This window comes from Streptomyces sp. NPDC003284 (genome assembly GCF_053589675.1).
This window is the reverse complement of sequence record NZ_JBSFSI010000013.1, coordinates 118,552-133,852: the sequence shown is the minus strand read 5'-3', so window position 1 is coordinate 133,852 and position 15,301 is coordinate 118,552. Positions and strand designations below refer to the sequence as shown.

Annotated in this window: 15 protein-coding genes and 1 pseudogene; 9 read left to right on the top strand and 7 right to left on the bottom strand. The window is 73.7% G+C overall.

Annotated features, from left to right (window positions below; genetic code table 11):
- Positions 1–58 precede the first annotated feature (58 nt).
- The 4 genes from ACWDYF_RS25540 to ACWDYF_RS25525 all read right to left on the bottom strand — a co-directional run bounded on the left by ACWDYF_RS25540 (position 59) and on the right by ACWDYF_RS25525 (position 4,153).
- Positions 59–1,213, bottom strand: coding sequence for an acyl-CoA dehydrogenase family protein (locus ACWDYF_RS25540; protein WP_389474239.1), 1,155 nt, complete (start codon positions 1,211–1,213; stop codon positions 59–61).
- Complete coding sequence (locus ACWDYF_RS25535) at positions 1,210–2,403, bottom strand: acyl-CoA dehydrogenase family protein (protein ID WP_389474237.1); 1,194 nt, start codon at positions 2,401–2,403, stop codon at positions 1,210–1,212. Before ACWDYF_RS25535 ends, ACWDYF_RS25540 begins: the two co-directional genes overlap by 4 nt.
- Positions 2,400–3,377: an NADPH:quinone oxidoreductase family protein gene (locus ACWDYF_RS25530; protein WP_389474235.1), complete on the bottom strand. Its 978-nt coding sequence runs from the start codon at positions 3,375–3,377 to the stop codon at positions 2,400–2,402. The genes ACWDYF_RS25535 and ACWDYF_RS25530 overlap by 4 nt, the downstream gene beginning before the upstream one ends.
- Positions 3,378–3,514: 137 nt before the next feature.
- Positions 3,515–4,153: a helix-turn-helix domain-containing protein gene (locus ACWDYF_RS25525; protein ID WP_381737801.1), complete on the bottom strand. Its 639-nt coding sequence runs from the start codon at positions 4,151–4,153 to the stop codon at positions 3,515–3,517.
- 86 nt (positions 4,154–4,239) lie between these two features.
- On the opposite strand from ACWDYF_RS25525, the gene ACWDYF_RS25520 reads away from it, so the two are divergent.
- The 5 genes from ACWDYF_RS25520 (at position 4,240) to ACWDYF_RS25500 (ending at position 9,113) form a co-directional block, all read left to right on the top strand.
- Complete coding sequence (locus ACWDYF_RS25520) at positions 4,240–5,298, top strand: NAD(P)/FAD-dependent oxidoreductase (RefSeq protein ID WP_389474232.1); 1,059 nt, start codon at positions 4,240–4,242, stop codon at positions 5,296–5,298.
- Positions 5,299–5,364: 66 nt separating this feature from the next.
- On the top strand, positions 5,365–6,903 hold the full coding sequence (locus ACWDYF_RS25515) for an ATP-dependent DNA ligase (RefSeq protein WP_389474230.1): 1,539 nt from the start codon (positions 5,365–5,367) through the stop codon (positions 6,901–6,903).
- On the top strand, positions 6,900–7,385 hold the full coding sequence (locus ACWDYF_RS25510) for an NUDIX domain-containing protein (protein ID WP_389474228.1): 486 nt from the start codon (positions 6,900–6,902) through the stop codon (positions 7,383–7,385). Before ACWDYF_RS25515 ends, ACWDYF_RS25510 begins: the two co-directional genes overlap by 4 nt.
- 77 nt (positions 7,386–7,462) lie before the next feature.
- On the top strand, positions 7,463–8,848 hold the full coding sequence (locus ACWDYF_RS25505; RefSeq protein WP_381737793.1) for an NADP-dependent succinic semialdehyde dehydrogenase: 1,386 nt from the start codon (positions 7,463–7,465) through the stop codon (positions 8,846–8,848).
- Positions 8,849–8,873: 25 nt separating this feature from the next.
- Positions 8,874–9,113 carry a DUF6213 family protein gene (locus ACWDYF_RS25500; protein WP_018571081.1) on the top strand — a complete coding sequence of 80 codons (240 nt, stop codon included), beginning with the start codon at positions 8,874–8,876 and terminating at the stop codon, positions 9,111–9,113.
- Positions 9,114–9,268: 155 nt separating this feature from the next.
- Here ACWDYF_RS25500 and ACWDYF_RS25495 read toward each other — a convergent pair whose 3' ends face one another.
- Positions 9,269–9,409 (bottom strand): hypothetical protein, encoded by a 141-nt coding sequence (locus ACWDYF_RS25495; RefSeq protein ID WP_389474225.1) that lies wholly within the window; start codon positions 9,407–9,409, stop codon positions 9,269–9,271.
- Between the two features lie 196 nt (positions 9,410–9,605).
- Between ACWDYF_RS25495 and ACWDYF_RS25490 the strand changes: the two are divergent.
- From ACWDYF_RS25490 to ACWDYF_RS25480, 3 genes and pseudogenes are all read left to right on the top strand, one after another.
- Positions 9,606–10,673 (top strand): annotated as a pseudogene (locus ACWDYF_RS25490) (type III polyketide synthase); the annotation flags it as partial.
- A complete protein-coding gene (locus ACWDYF_RS25485; protein WP_381737789.1) occupies positions 10,670–11,902 on the top strand; it encodes a cytochrome P450 in 1,233 nt (410 codons plus the stop codon). The pseudogene ACWDYF_RS25490 and the gene ACWDYF_RS25485, both read left to right, overlap by 4 nt.
- 6 nt (positions 11,903–11,908) lie before the next feature.
- Positions 11,909–12,475 (top strand): cupin domain-containing protein, encoded by a 567-nt coding sequence (locus ACWDYF_RS25480; protein WP_381737787.1) that lies wholly within the window; start codon positions 11,909–11,911, stop codon positions 12,473–12,475.
- A 110-nt stretch (positions 12,476–12,585) separates the two neighbouring features.
- Here the strand turns inward: ACWDYF_RS25480 and ACWDYF_RS25475 are convergent, their stop codons facing one another.
- Positions 12,586–13,812, bottom strand: coding sequence for an acyl-CoA dehydrogenase family protein (locus tag ACWDYF_RS25475; protein ID WP_381737785.1), 1,227 nt, complete (start codon positions 13,810–13,812; stop codon positions 12,586–12,588).
- A 169-nt stretch (positions 13,813–13,981) separates the two neighbouring features.
- Between ACWDYF_RS25475 and ACWDYF_RS25470 the strand changes: the two genes are divergently transcribed.
- On the top strand, positions 13,982–14,626 hold the full coding sequence (locus ACWDYF_RS25470) for a TetR family transcriptional regulator (protein ID WP_018571086.1): 645 nt from the start codon (positions 13,982–13,984) through the stop codon (positions 14,624–14,626).
- A 40-nt stretch (positions 14,627–14,666) separates the two neighbouring features.
- On the opposite strand, the gene def is transcribed toward ACWDYF_RS25470, so the two are convergent.
- Entirely contained in the window at positions 14,667–15,212 is a 546-nt protein-coding gene (def, locus tag ACWDYF_RS25465) for a peptide deformylase (RefSeq protein WP_018571087.1), read from the bottom strand.
- Between the last annotated feature and the right edge of the window lie 89 nt (positions 15,213–15,301).

Sequence of the window (15,301 nt, the reverse complement as noted above, 5' to 3'; positions counted from 1 at the left end):
CGGCGGCGGGACCGGTGGACGGGACGGACCCGGCTCGGACGACGAGCCGGACGGGGGATCAGACGGCGGTGCGGACTGCGGGCGCGGGCGGTGGTGCCGGGAGGTCGACCAGCGCGGCCAGCGCCTCCCGGTGGGCGCCCGCAGTGCCGTACGCGAGCGCGTCGGACTTGGCCCGTTTCAGGTACAGGTGCACCGGGTGCTCCCAGGTCATGCCGATGCCGCCGTGCAACTGCACCGCCTCCTCGGCGGCGTGCACGGCGACGGCGGCCGCGTAGGCCTGGGCGACGGCGACCGCCACGTCGGCGTCCTCGTCGCGGGCGAGCGCGTCGGCGGCGTTGCGTGCGGCGGCGCGGAGGTGGACGGTCTCCAGCCACAGCTGGGCGAGCCGGTGCTTGAGCGCCTGGAAGCCGCCGACGGGCCGGTTGAACTGCTTGCGCTCCTTCAGGTAGGCCACGGTCTGTGTCGACGTCCACTCGGCCAGGCCCAGTTGCTCGGAGGCGAGCAGCCCCGCCCCGGCGCGCAGGGCGCGGCGCACGGCGGGTTCCGCGTCACCGAGGCGACGACCCGCGGCGCCGTCCAGGCGCACGCGGGCGAGCGGCCGGGTCAGGTCCAGGGGCACCTGCGGGACGACGGTCGCGGCGGCGGCGTCGACCGCGTACAGGCCGCCGTCGTCGGCGGGTACGAGCAGGACGTCGGCGACCGCCGCGTCGGCGACGGCGGTCAGCTCGCCGTGCAGGGTGCCGTTCTCGTGGCGTACGACGGCGTGGGGTGCGCCGGGGGCCGTGTGCAGGGCGACGGCCAGCACACCGGTCGAGGCGGCCGTGGCCAGCGCGGTGACGAGGTCGTCCGCCCCGCAGGCCAGCAGCGCCTCGGTGGCGACCACCGCGCTGGTCAGGTAGGGCACGGGCGCGACCGCGCGGCCCAGTTCCTCCAGGACGACGGCGGCCTCGCGGTGCGTGGCGCCCTGGCCGCCGAGTTCCTCGGGCACCAGCAGCCCGGCCAGGCCCATCCCTGCGGCCAGGGTCTGCCACAGCGGTACGTCGTGCGGGGTGTCCGACTCCGTGCGCGCGAGCACGTCCGGCGCGGCGCAGTGGTCGGTGAGCAGGTCGCGGACGGCGGCCCGCAGCGCCTCTTCCTCCTCGGAGTACAGGAGGTCCGGCCCGGCGTGCGGGCGGGCCGCTCCGGCGGACAGGGGGTCCGGCTGGGTGCTCATCGGGCCAGGTCCTTCCAGGCGATGTCCTTGTCGGTACGCGGTTCGGCGGGCAGCCCGAGGACGCGCTCGGCGACGATGTTCAGCAGGATCTCGCTGGTCCCGCCCTCGATGCTGTTGCCCTTGGCGCGCAGATAGCGGTATCCGGCGTCCCGGCCGGTGAAGTCGACGAGTTCGGGGCGGCGCATGGTCCAGTCGTCGTACAGGAGCCCTTCCTCGCCGCGCAGTTCGACCTCCAGGCCGCTGATGCGCCGGTTGAGGCCGGCGAAGGCGAGCTTCATGCCGGAGCCCTCGGGACCGGGCTGTCCGGCGGCGAGCTGCTGGCGCAGCCGCTCGCCGGTGAGCCGGGCGACCTCGGCCTCCACCCACAGGGTCAGCAGCCGCTGGTGCAGGTCGTGGGTGCGCAGCCCGGGGCGTTCGCGCCAGGTCCTGGCGACCGGGCCGATCATGCCGCCCTCGCGGGGCAGCCGCATCCCGCCGATGGAGACGCGCTCGTTCATCAGCGTGGTCCGCGCGACCCGCCAGCCGTCGCCGGCCTCACCGATGCGGTGGGCGTCGGGGATGCGGACGCCGGTCAGGAAGACCTCGTTGAACTCGGCCTCGCCGGTGAGCTGGCGCAGCGGCCTGACCTCGACCCCGGGGTCGGTCATGTCGCACAGGAAGTAGGTGATGCCCTGGTGCTTGGGCAGCGCGGGGTCGGTGCGGGCGAGGAGGATGGCCCAGCGGGCGAGGTGGGCGCTGGAGGTCCACACCTTCTGGCCGTCGACGATCCAGTCCTCGCCGTCCCGGACGGCGCGGGTGCCGAGGGCGGCGAGGTCGGACCCGGCGCCCGGCTCGCTGAACAGCTGGCACCAGACCTCCTGTCCGGTCCACAGGGGCCGCAGGAAGCGCCGCTTCTGCTCGTCGGTGCCGTGGCGCAGGAGGGTCGGGGCGGCCATGCCGAGACCGATGCCGATGCGGCGCGGGTCGTTGTCGGGGGCGTCCGCGGCCTCCAGTTCGGCGTCGACGACGGCCTGGAGGGTGCGGGGGGCGCCGAGTCCGCCGAGTCCTTCGGGGAAGTGCACCCAGGCCAGTCCGGCGTCGAAGCGTGCCTGGAGGAAGGCGAGCCGGTCCGTCGTGGCGGGCGGGTGGGCGGCGAGCAGTTCGCGGGCGCGGCGGCGCAGTCCGGCCGCGTCCAGGGCGACGGCGGTCATACGGCGGCCCCCTCGCCCCGCGCGGGCAGCACGGAGACGCGGCCGGTGGTGACACCGTCGGCGACCCGCTGCACCGCGTCCGCCGCGCCGCCCAGCGGCACCCGCTCGCTCACCAGCGGCTTGACCGCGCCGCGGGCGGCCAGTGCGGTGAGCTGCTCGTGGCAGTGCCGCACGAGCTGCGGGTTCTTCGTGTTGTACAGGCCCCAGTGCAGGCCGAGGATCGAGTAGTTCTTGACGAGGGCGTGGTTGAGCGCCGGGGCGGGGACGGTCCCGCCGGCGAAGCCGACGACCACGATCCGGCCCTCGAAGGCGACGGTCTTGGCGGACTGGGTGTACGCCTCGCCGCCGACCGGGTCGTAGACCACGTCGGCGCCCCGGCCGCCGGTGGCCTCCTTGACGGCGGCCACGACGTCCTCGGCGTGCCGGTCGACGACGACGTCGCAGCCCAGTTCCCGGGCCACGGCCGCCTTGGCGGGGCCGCCGACGACGCCGACGACGGTCGCCCCGGCCGCCTTGCCGAGCTGCACGGCGGCACTGCCGACGCCGCCGGCCGCGGCGTGCACGAGCAGGGTCTCCCCCGCTTCGAGGCGTGCCCGGCGGTGCAGGCCGAACCAGCCCGTCTGGTAGCCGATGTGCAGGGCGGCGGCCTCGGCGTCGTCCAGCGCCTCGGGCGCGGGCAGCAGGGCGGCGGCGTCCGCGACGGCGTACTCGGCGAAACCGCCGTGGGGCAGGGCCGGGTTGGCGATGACCCTGCGGCCGTCCTCGGTCTCGCCGCAGATCTCCACTCCGGGAGTGAAGGGCAGCGGCGGCCGCACCTGGTACTGGCCGCGGCACAGCAGGGCGTCCGGGAAGTTGACGTTGGCGGCGCGCACCGCGAGGAGGACCTGACCGGCGCCGGGCACGGGCCGTTCGGTCTCCTCCAGACGCATCACCTTGCTCGGTTCGCCGTTCTCGTGCACTCGCCATGCCTGCATGCGCCCGCCTCCGCGAAACTGCGTCGTCCGATCGGTGACGGCATACTAAGCGGTCGCTTGCCGCGAGGGGAACTCCAGGGAGCACTCGCTCCGAGGGGAACTCCGGAACACCCGGAGTACTCGCGGTACAGGCAGCCTCAGTCGCCCTCCTCGCGCCCGCCGCGCCGCGTGGACCGCGTCGGCCGCGCCCGTACGTGCATCCGCTCGCCCTGCGGTCCGAACAGGCTCAGGAACTCCACCGGCCCCTCCCCCGTCGATCCGAACCAGTGCGGCACGCGCGTGTCGAACTCCGCGGCCTCGCCCGCCGAGAGCACCACGTCGTGCTCGCCCAGCACGATCCGCAGCTTCCCGGAGAGCACGTACAGCCACTCGTAGCCCTCGTGGGTGCGCGGGTCCGGGTCCTGTTTGCGCCGCGGTTCGAGCACCTTGTACGCCTGGAGGCCGCCTGTCTGCCGGGTGAGCGGCCAGTGGGTGCGGCCGCCGCGCACGATGGGTCTGGCCCGCACCCGGGGATCCCCGACCGGCGGGGCGCCGACCAGCTCGTCGAGCGGCACCTGATGGGCCTGCGCGATCGGCAGCAGCAGCTCCAGACTGGGCTTGCGCAGCCCTGACTCCAGCCGCGAGAGGGTGCTGACGGAGATGCCGGTGGTCTCCGACAGGCCCGCGAGGGTCACCTCCCGCTCCTTGCGGATCCGCCGCAGCCTCGGTCCCACACCCGCCAGTACGTCGTCCGTCGCGCCCGTACCGCCCGTCGCGTCCGTCGTGTCCCTCGCCATACCCGCCATTGCAGAATCAGCAAAGCCATTTGTCAATCCCGCACGCTTGGAGCGACCGTCGCGAGGAAAGGCGCGACGAGAGGGAGATGGTCACCATGACCGAGCCGGAGCAGACGACCGGAACCGAGCCGCGCGGCGGGCACGACGGACCCGACGGGCATGACGGGCCCGACGGACACGAGGGGCGCGACCGGTACGAGGTGGTCGTCGTCGGCGGGGGCGCGGCCGGGCTCTCCGCCGCGCTGGTCCTCGGCCGGGCCCGGCGCCGTACGCTCGTCGTCGACGCGGGCGAGCCGCGCAACGCGCCCGCCGCCCATATGCAGGGCTACCTGTCACGGGACGGCATGCCGCCCGCCGAGTTCCTGGCCGCGGGCCGCGAGGAGATCGCGCGGTACGGGGTCGGGCTGGTCCGGGACCGGGCGGTGCGCGCCGTACGGGACGCCGCGGGCGAGTTCGACGTGGACCTGGCGGGCGGACGCACCGTCCACGCCCGGCACCTGGTCGTCGCCACCGGGCTGAAGGACGAGCTGCCCGAGGTCCCCGGGCTCGCCGAGCGGTTCGGCGACGATGTGCTGCACTGCCCGTACTGCCACGGCTGGGAGGTGCGCGACCGGGCCTTCGGCGTGCTCGCCACGACCCCGCTGAGCGTGCACCAGGCGCTCATGGTCGGCCAGTGGTCCGGGGACGTGACGCTGTTCCTGCACCGGGTCGGCGAGGACGAGCTGTCCGACGTCGACCTGCGCCGGCTGGCGGCGGCCGGGGTGCGCGTCGTGCCGGGCGAGGTGGCGGGGCTCGTCACCGAGGGCGGCCGGCTGAGCGGTGTCCGGCTCGCCGACGGGAGTGTCCACGCCCGCGAGGTCCTCTTCGTCGCCCCGCGCGCGGTGCCCGGCAACGATCTCCTGCGGCAACTGGGCGCCGAGCTGGGCGACACGCCGTTCGGCGCCTACCCCGTGACCGACGAGCGGGGGCTGACGACGGTCCCGGGCCTGTGGGCCGCGGGCAACGCGAGCGGCTTCGCCGAGCAGGTGGTCAACGCGGCGAGCCGGGGCTACCGCGCCGGTGCGGCCATCAACGGCGACCTGCTCTTCGCCGACCTGGACGCGGCGCTCGCGGCCCGGCCGGAGCGGGAGGCGGAACCGGCGTAGCCCGCGCGTCCCCGGCCGTCCGGGCGCGCAGGTGTGGAGCGGCCCCCTCCGGTGCACCATGACTGCATGTTGCTCGCCCGGCTGGCTCAGGTGTCGCGGGAGGTGGCCGCCGCCTCGGCGCGGTCGCGCAAGACCGCTCTGCTCGCGGAGCTGTTCCGGGAGGCGGCGGCCGAGGACGTGCCGGTCGTCATCCCGTATCTGGCGGGCAGACTGCCGCAGGGGCGGCTGGGCGTCGGCTGGAAGGTGCTCGGCCGTCCGGTGCCCCCGGCCGCCGAGCCCTCCCTGACCGTGCGCGAGGTGGACGCCCGGCTGACCGGACTGGGCGAGGTCTCCGGCCCGGGTGCGCAGGCCGAGCGGGCCCGGATCGTCGGCGCGCTGCTGGCCGCGGCGACCGAGGACGAGCAGCGCTTCCTGCTGGGGCTGCTGACCGGCGAGGTACGCCAGGGCGCGCTGGACGCGGTCGCGGTCGAGGGGCTCGCCGCGGCGACCGACGCCCCGGCGGCGGACGTGCGGCGGGCGGTGATGCTGGCCGGCTCCCTCCGGACGGTGGCCGCCGCCCTGCTCGCCGACGGCCCGCCCGCGCTGGAGCGCTTCCGGCTCACCGTGGGCCGTCCGGTGCTGCCGATGCTGGCGCACAGCGCCTCCTCGGTGGCGGAGGCGGTGGCGAAGCTGGGCGCGTGCGCCGTGGAGGAGAAGCTGGACGGCATCCGGGTCCAGGTGCACCGGGACGGCCGGACCGTACGGATCCACACCCGCACCCTGGACGACATCACCGACCGGCTGCCCGAGGTGCACGCGGCGGCGCTGGCGCTGCCGGGCGAGCGGTTCGTGCTGGACGGCGAGGTGATCTCCTTCACCGCCGAGGGCCGGCCGCGCTCCTTCCAGGAGACGGCCGGACGCGTCGGCTCCCGGCTGGACGTGGCCACCGCCGCAGCCGCGGTCCCCGTCGCCCCGGTCTTCTTCGACGCGCTGTCGGTCGGCGACCGCGACCTGCTCGACCTGCCGTTCGCCGAGCGGCACGCCGAGCTGGCCCGGCTGGTCCCGGAGCCGATGCGGGTCAGGCGCACCCTCGTCGCGGGCGAGGAGGACGTGCCGCGGGCCGAGGAGTTCCTGGCGCGGACCCTGGAGCGCGGCCACGAGGGCGTGGTCGTCAAGGGGCTCGACGCCCCCTACAGCGCGGGCCGGCGCGGCGCGTCCTGGCTGAAGGTCAAGCCGGTGCACACGCTGGACCTGGTGGTGCTGGGCGCCGAGTGGGGCCACGGCCGCCGCACCGGGCGGCTGTCCAACCTGCATCTGGGGGCGCGGACCGAGGACGGCGGCTTCGTGATGCTGGGCAAGACCTTCAAGGGCCTGACCGACGCGCTGCTGGCCTGGCAGACCGAGCGGCTGCGGGAGCTGGCCGTGGAGGAGAAGAGCTGGGGCGTGCTGGTCCGCCCGGAACTGGTCGTGGAGATCGCCTACGACGGGCTCCAGCGGTCCACGCGCTATCCGGCGGGCGTCACCCTGCGCTTCGCCCGGGTGGTGCGCTACCGCGAGGACAAGCGCCCCGAGGAGGCCGACACCGTCGGGACGCTGCTGGCCGCGCACCCGCAGGTGCGGCCGTGAGCGGCGGCCCTCAGCGGCGCTCCAGGCGCAGTGCCGGACTTCTGCTGTTCCGGCGCCCCGGGTCCGGCGGCCTCGAAGTGCTGCTCGGCCACATGGGCGGCCCGTTCTGGTCGCGGCGCGAGAAGGGCGCCTGGACCGTGCCCAAGGGCGAGTACCAGGAGGACGAACCCGCGTGGCGGGCCGCCCGCCGTGAGTTCCGCGAGGAACTGGGGCTCGCGCCGCCGGACGGCGAGGCGCTGCCGCTGGGCGAGGTGCGCCAGGCGGGCGGCAAGACGGTGACCGTGTGGGCGGTCGAGGGCGACCTCGACCCGGCGGCGATCGTCCCGGGCACCTTCGTGACCGAGTGGCCGCCGCGCTCCGGGCGGACCCAGGAGTTCCCGGAGCTGGACCGGGTGGCCTGGTTCGGGCTCGACGCGGCCCGCGAGGTGATCGTCACCGCCCAGGCCGCGTTTCTCGACCGGCTGGCCGAGCACTCGCTCTGACGAGGGGCCCACGCGTTGCGGCGGGCGGCGCGGCGGGCGAAGGTCGAAGCACAGCCCGCTCCCGAGGGAGGTCAGCCATGTCCATCGCCACGGTGAACCCGGCCACCGGCGAGACGCTCAAGACGTACCAGGCCATGGGCGAGGAGGAGATCGAGCGCCGGCTCCAGCTGGCCGAGGCCACCTTCCGCACGTACCGGACGACGTCCTTCGCCGAGCGGGCCCGTCTGCTGGAGCGGGCCGCCGACCTGCTGGACGGGGACCGGGACGAGGTCGCCCGGACCATGACGACGGAGATGGGCAAGCCGGTCGCACAGGCGCGCGCGGAGGCCGCCAAGTGCGCCAGGGCGATGCGCTGGTACGCCGAGCACGCCGAGGAACTGCTCGCCGACGAGGAACCCGCCGCGGCCGATGTCAAGGACTCCGGCGGCTCGCGGGCCCTGGTGCGCTACCGGCCGCTGGGTCCGGTGCTCGCGGTGATGCCGTGGAACTTCCCGCTGTGGCAGGTGGTGCGCTTCGCCGCGCCCGCGCTGATGGCCGGGAACGTCGGCCTGCTCAAGCACGCCTCCAATGTGCCGGGGACCGCCCTGTACCTGGAGGACCTGTTCCACCGGGCGGGCTTCACCGAGGGCTGCTTCCAGACCCTGCTGATCGGCTCGGGCGCGGTCGACGGCGTCCTGCGCGACGACCGGGTGAAGGCGGCCACGCTCACCGGCAGCGAACCGGCCGGGCGGGCGGTGGCGTCCACCGCCGGGGAGATGATCAAGAAGACGGTGCTGGAGCTGGGCGGCAGCGATCCGTTCGTGGTGATGCCGTCGGCCGACGTGCGGCGGGCCGCCGAGGTCGCGGTGACGGCGCGGGTGCAGAACAACGGGCAGTCGTGCATCGCCGCGAAGCGGTTCATCGTGCACCGGGACGTCTACGACGCCTTCACCGAGCGGTTCGTGGCCGGGATGCGGGCCCTGAAGATGGGCGATCCGACGCAGGAGGACACCGAGGTGGGGCCGCTGGCCAGCGAGCGGGGCCGGGCCGATCTGGAGGAGCTGGTCGACGACGCCCGGCGCAGCGGCGCCGAGGTGCTGTGCGGTGGCGAACGCCCCGCGTGGCCCGGCTGGTACTACCCGCCGACCGTGCTGGCCGGTGTCACCCGGGAGATGCGCGTGCACCGCGAGGAGACCTTCGGACCGGTCGCCACGCTCTATCGCGCCGCCGACCTCGACGAGGCCGTGCTGATCGCCAACGACTCGCCGTTCGGGCTCAGTTCGAACGTGTGGACCCGGGACGAGGCCGAGGTGGACCGGTTCGTGCGGGACCTGGAGGCCGGCGGGGTGTATGTGAACGGCATGACCGCCTCGCACCCGGCGTTCCCGTTCGGCGGGATCAAGCGGTCGGGGTACGGGCGTGAGCTGTCCGGGCACGGAATCCGCGAGTTCTGCAACATCACCACGGTGTGGCACGGAGCGTGAGGCTTCCGCGGCTACGATCGCTGGTGTGAACCGCGAAGTGACACTCCCTCTGATCGTCGACGACCGCGGTACCTTGCAGGTGTCCGCCGCCGATGTGAGCAAGCTGCTGCGGACGGTGGGCGGCCGGTGGCTGCGGCTGGTGGAGACCGGGCAGGAGAGGCTCGACGAGGACACCGTGGCCGCGCTGACCATCGAACTGGCCAAGCTGGCCGACCGGATCGACGTCGCGTGCATCGCGCACAGCAGCGGAGCCGCGTCCGGCTGAGCGCCGCGCGCCCGCCCGGCCCGTGTGACCTTGCCGCCCCGCGCCGCGGCCGGGCGTCCGCCCCTCCCCCGCGCTCCCCTTCCCGGGTTCCCGGGCGCGCTCCCTCTCCCAGGTTTCCGGGCGGGCCGCGAGTGCGCCGTCCGCACGCACCGCGTTCACCCCTCCCGCCGTACGGCCCGCGCCCGCCGCCCGCGCACCGCGCGCGGGACCCCGCCCGCCGTGCCGTCACCGCGCGCCGCGCGGGCCGGCTCCGCGCGCACCGCCCCGGCCCGGCGGAAGACGCCTCTGACCAGCACCTTTGTCGTCGTACGGAGCGCAGCGGCCGGCCCTTCGGCGCCCCCGCGGGGGCCGCGCGGCCCCGGCCCTCCGTCCCCGGATTGGAGTAGTCCGGCGCGAGATCGTCGCTCTCCCGGGTGATCGTGGGTGGACCACCCTTCTGGGTGCACCACCCTCTGACCGGGGGGCTACCGGCCTTCCGGAAGGCGAAAGCAGGCACGGATCATGGCGACTTTGTGCAGGCCCTCGGTGTCCGTTCCAGAGCACGTGATCACCATGGAGGAAACGCTGGACCTCGCGCGCTCCCGGCACGCGGACCACCCGCAACTCGCGCTGGCGCTCCGGCTGATCGAGAACACCGGCGTGCGTACCCGGCACATCGTGCAGCCCATCGAGGAGACCCTGAAGCACCCGGGCTTCCAGGAGCGCAACAAGCTCTACGAGCACGAGGCCAAGGCCCGGGTCCCCGCGGTCATCCAGCGGGCGCTCGACGACGCGGAACTCCTGACCACCGACATCGACGTCATCATCTACGTCTCGTGCACGGGCTTCATGATGCCCTCGCTCACGGCGTGGCTGATCAACGAGATGGCCTTCGACTCCACGACCCGTCAGATACCCATGGCGCAGCTCGGCTGCGCGGCGGGCGGCGCCGCGATCAACCGCGCGCACGACTTCTGCACGGCCTACCCGGACGCCAACGTGCTCATCGTGGCCTGCGAGTTCTGCTCGCTGTGCTACCAGCCCACCGACATCGGCGTCGGCTCGCTGCTGTCCAACGGGCTGTTCGGCGACGGCATCGCCGCCGCCGTGGTCCGCGGCACCGGCGGCACCGGCGTGCGTCTGGTGCGCAACGGCTCGTACCTGATCCCCAAGACCGAGGACTGGATCGCGTACGACGTCCGGGAGACCGGCTTCCACTTCCTGCTGGACAAGCGGGTGCCCACCACCATGGAGCCGCTGGCACCAGCGCTCCAGGACCTGGCCGGGCTGCACGGCTGGGACGCCTCCGACCTCGACTTCTACGTCATCCACGCGGGCGGCCCGCGCATCCTCGACGACCTCACCAAGTTCCTGAAGGTCGAGCCGCACGCGTTCCGCTTCAGCCGGTCCACGCTCACCGAGTACGGCAACATCGCCAGCGCCGTCGTGCTGGACGCGCTGCGGCGGCTGTTCGACGAGGGCGGCGTCCAGGACGGTGCGCGCGGGCTGCTCGCCGGGTTCGGCCCCGGCATCACCGCCGAGATGTCGCTCGGCAACTGGCAGATCGGGGACCAGTCATGAGCGAGAAGACGCTCACCGAACCGGATCCGGCCGCGGGCGAGCAGTGCCCGGTGCGGCACTGGCCGGCCCTCGATCTGACCGGGGTCGACTTCGACCCGGTCCTGGCCGACCTGATGGAGCAGGGCCCGGTCACCCGGATCCAGCTGCCCAACGGCGAGGGCTGGGCCTGGCTGGTGACCCGCATGGACGATGTGCGGCTGGTCACCAACGACGCCCGGTTCAGCCGGGAGGCCGTCATGGACCGGCAGGTCACCAGGCTGGCCCCGCACTTCATCCCGTCCCGGGGCGCGGTCGGCTTCCTGGACCCGCCCGACCACAACCGGCTGCGCCGGTCGGTGGCGCCCGCGTTCACGGCGCGCGGCGTGGAGCGGGTGCGCGACAGCGCCCGGCGGATGCTGGCCGAGCTGGTCGACGAGCTTGTGGCCGCCGGGCCGCCCGCCGACCTGACGGCAGCGGTGCTCAGCCCCTTCCCGATCGCGGTGATCTGCGAGCTGATGGGTGTCCCGGCCGCCGACCGGCACGCGATGCACACCTGGACCCAGTACATCCTGTCGTCCTCGCACGGCGCCGACGTCAGCGAGCAGGCCAAGGAGGAGATGGGCGCGTACTTCACGGAACTGATCGACGCGCGCGCGGACAGCACCGACGAGGACGTCGCCTCGCTGCTCGGTGCCGCCGTGGGACGGCGCGAGATCACCCTGGAGGAGGCCGTGGGTCTCGCGGTGCTCCTCCAGATCGGCGGCGAGGCGGTCACCAACAACAGCGGGCAGATGTTCTACCTGCTGCTGACCCGGCCCGAACTGGCGGACCGGCTGCGCGCCGACCCCTCGGTCCGGCCGCAGGCCATCGACGAGCTGCTGCGCTACATCCCGCACCGCAACGCGGTCGGTCTGTCCCGGATCGCCCTGGAGGACGTGGAGATCAAGGGGGTGCGGATCCGGGCGGGCGACGCGATCTACGTGTCCTATCTGTCGGCCAACCGCGACCCGGAGGTCTTCCCCGACCCGGAGCGGATCGACTTCACGCGCAGTCCCAACCCGCATGTGGCGTTCGGGTTCGGCCCGCACTACTGTCCGGGCGGCCAGCTGGCCCGGATGGAGTCCGAACTGCTGGTGGACGCCCTCCTCGACCGGCTGCCGGGGCTGCGGCTCGCGGTGGCACCGGAGCAGGTGCCGTTCCGCAAGGGCGCGTTGATCCGCGGTCCCGAGGCCCTGCCCGTGGCGTGGTGAACGCCGATGACGACGATCGAGCCGCCGCTTCCCGCGATCGAGGATCCCGAACTCGCCGCGGTGGACGGGCTGCTCGTGCCACCGGGCCAGGGCCGGGTGGTCGAGACGGCCGCCCAGCGGGTGACGTTCAAGGTGACCGGTTCGCACTCGCGCACCTCCTCCACCTTCGAGGTGGAGGTCCCGCCGGGCTTCGACGTGGGCGCCCATGTGCACACGCGCAGCGAGGAGTTGTTCTACGTGCTGGAGGGCGAGCTGGACGTGCTCGCGTTCGAGCCGCGGGTGCGGACGCCCGACCGCTGGCAGAAGTGGGAGTCCCGGTCCGGCAGCCGCGTGGTGCGGGCCACCCCGGGCACGGTCATCGCCGTGCCCCCGGGCTGCCCGCACGCGTTCGCCAACCCCACGGACAGCCCGGCGAAGATGTTCTTCCAGGCGTCCCCGCCGCCGGACCATGAGCGGTACTTCGAGGAGCTGCTGGAGATCCTCAGGAGCGGGGGGCCGCCCGACCACGCGGCGATCGAGGCGCTGCGGCGGCGCTACGACATCGAGCAGCTGACCCCGCTCAGGCACCGCTGACGGCCCCGCCCCCGGCGCCTCGGCCGCGCCCGGTGTCCGTCGGCGGCCGGCCGCGAGGCGCCCCGCCGGCGGACCGCCGCCACCAGGGCGCCTTGCGGCCGGTGGACGGGTCAGCGGATCGGCAGGCCGGAGACCGTACGGGAGATGACCAGCCGCTGGATCTCGCTGGTGCCCTCGAAGATGGTGTAGATCGCCGCGTCGCGGTGCATCCGCTCCACCGGGTACTCGCGGGTGTAGCCGTTGCCGCCCAGGATCTGGATGGCCTGGCCGGTGACCTTCTTCGCGGTCTCGCTGGCGAACAGCTTGGACATCGAGCCCTCGGCGGCGGTGAACGGCTTGCCGTTGATCGCCATCCAGGAGGCGCGCCACACCATCAGGCGGGCCGCGTCGACGGAGGTGGCCATGTCGGCGAGCTGGAAGGCCACGCCCTGGTTGTCGATGATCGGCCGGCCGAACTGCTCGCGGGTCTTCGCGTAGTCGAGGGCGACCTCGTAGGCGGCGCGCGCGGTGCCGACCGCCATGGCGCCGACGGCGGGGCGGGACGCCTCGAAGGTGGCCATCGCCGCGTTCTTCACCCGCTCGCCGCCCGCCCTGGCCTTCTCGCGGGCGCGGGCGAGGCGCTCGTCCAGCTTCTCCTTGCCGCCGAGCAGACAGGAGCCGGGGACGCGCACATTGTCGAGGACGACCTCGGCGGTGTGCGAGGCGCGGATGCCGTGCTTCTTGAACTTCTGGCCCTGGGACAGGCCCGGGGTGCCGGGCGGGACGATGAAGGAGGCGTGCCCCTTGGAGCCCAGGCCGGGGTCGACGGAGGCCACGACGACATGGACGTTGGCTATGCCGCCGTTGGTCGCCCAGGTCTTGGTGCCGTTGAGCACCCACTCGTCCTTGGCCTCGTCGTAGACGGCGCGGGTGCGCAGGGAGGCCACGTCGGAGCCGGCGTCGGGCTCGGAGGAGCAGAAGGCGGCCACCTTGACGTCGCTGGGGTCGCCGTACATCTGCGGGATCCAGGTGCCGATCTGCTCCTCGGTGCCGTTGGCGAGGACGCCGACGGCGGCGAGGCCGGTGCCGACGATCGACAGGGCGATGCCCGCGTCGCCCCAGAACAGCTCCTCCATGGCCATCGGGATGCCGAGGCCGGTGGCGTCGAAGTACTGCTGGGCGTAGAAGTCCAGGGAGTAGATGCCGACCTTGGCGGCCTCCTGGATGACCGGCCAGGGAGTCTCCTCACGCTCGTCCCATTCGGCGGCGGCGGGGCGGATCACATCGGCGGCGAAGCCGTGCAGCCAGTCCCGCACCTCCTTCTGTTCGTCGTTGAGCTCCATGGTGAACTCGGCCATGTCCCCTCCAGCGGCACACTGTGGTGTTACTTGCGGTAACCGTACCGTGTTACCGACCAGTAGGAGAAGTCAAGTGCCGCTGTCGCCTCGGCAGCCCGTTCGATGCCGCGGGCCCGGTCAGTGTTAGTTTGCGCAGGCGTCACCGAATCAGCACGGGTGGGGAGAGATCATGGACACCACGCAGCGGACCGATCAGCAGCGGTCCGCCGACCGCCGACGGCGCGAGCTGCTGGAGGCCGCCGACCGAGTGGTGCTGCGCGACGGTCCGCACGCGTCGATGAACGCCATCGCCGCCGAGGCGGGCATCACCAAGCCGATCCTCTACCGCCACTTCGGCGACAAGGGCGGCCTGTACGCCGCCCTCGCCAAGCGGCACACCGACGCCCTGCTCGACTCGCTGCGGGCCGCCCTCGACGCACCGGCCGAGCGGCGCGCCCGCGTCGAGGCCACACTCGACACCTACCTCGCCGCCATAGAGGCCAGGCCCCAGGTGTACCGCTTCCTGATGCACCCGGCGGAGGGCGGCCAGGGCGGCGACCAGGGCTTCGACGTCGGCAAGCACTCCGCGCCGCTGCTGCGCCGGATGGGCGAGGAGCTGGCCCAGGTCATCGGGGAGCGCCTCGACCTCGGACCGGGCGGCCAGCAGCTGGCCCGGGTGTGGGGACACGGCATCGTCGGCATGATGCACGCGGCCGGAGACTGGTGGCTGGGCGAGCGCCCCTGCTCGCGCGCGGAACTGGTGCGCAGCCTCGCCGATCTGCTGTGGGGCCGGCTCGCGGGCGCCGGGGACAAGGCCGGAGGCCCCGGCTTCTAGCACCCACCCGGCCGCGGACAGCCACCCGGATCCGCGACCGTCACCCCCGGCGGGCCCAGGGTGCCCTGGCCGCCTGCCGCAGCACCCTGCGCCGGCGCAGGCCCGTGACATGATCCACATACAGACGGCCGTCCAGGTGGTCGCACTCGTGCTGGAGGCAGCGGGCGAAGAATCCCGTCCCCTCGACCGTCACCGGCTCCCCCGTCACTGTGAATCCCGCCACGACCGCGTGGTCGTGGCGCTCGGTCCCCGCCTCCAGGCCCGGCAGCGAGAGACATCCCTCCGGACCGCGCAGCACGATGCCGTCCGCCGCCACCAGACGGGGATTCACCACATGCCCCAGATGCCGCACGTCCTCGTCGTCGGGGCAGTCGTAGACGAACACCCGCAGCTCCTCGCCCACCTGGTTCGCGGCCAGTCCCACCCCCCGTGCGGCGTACATCGTGGCGAACAAGTCCTCCACGAGCGAGGCCAGTTCGGGACCGAAGGCGGTGACCTCCCGGCAGGGTGTGCGCAGCGCCTCGTCGCCGAGGAGGGTGAGGGGCCGTACGCGCCCGCGGGCGCCGGGGATCGAGCCGTGTCGCATGGCGGCAAGGGTACGGTCCTTCTGCACGCGCGAACGGCGCGCGAGCGCCGCACGGGTGCCGGAATTCGGGTGCGTGAACGGATCTCGAT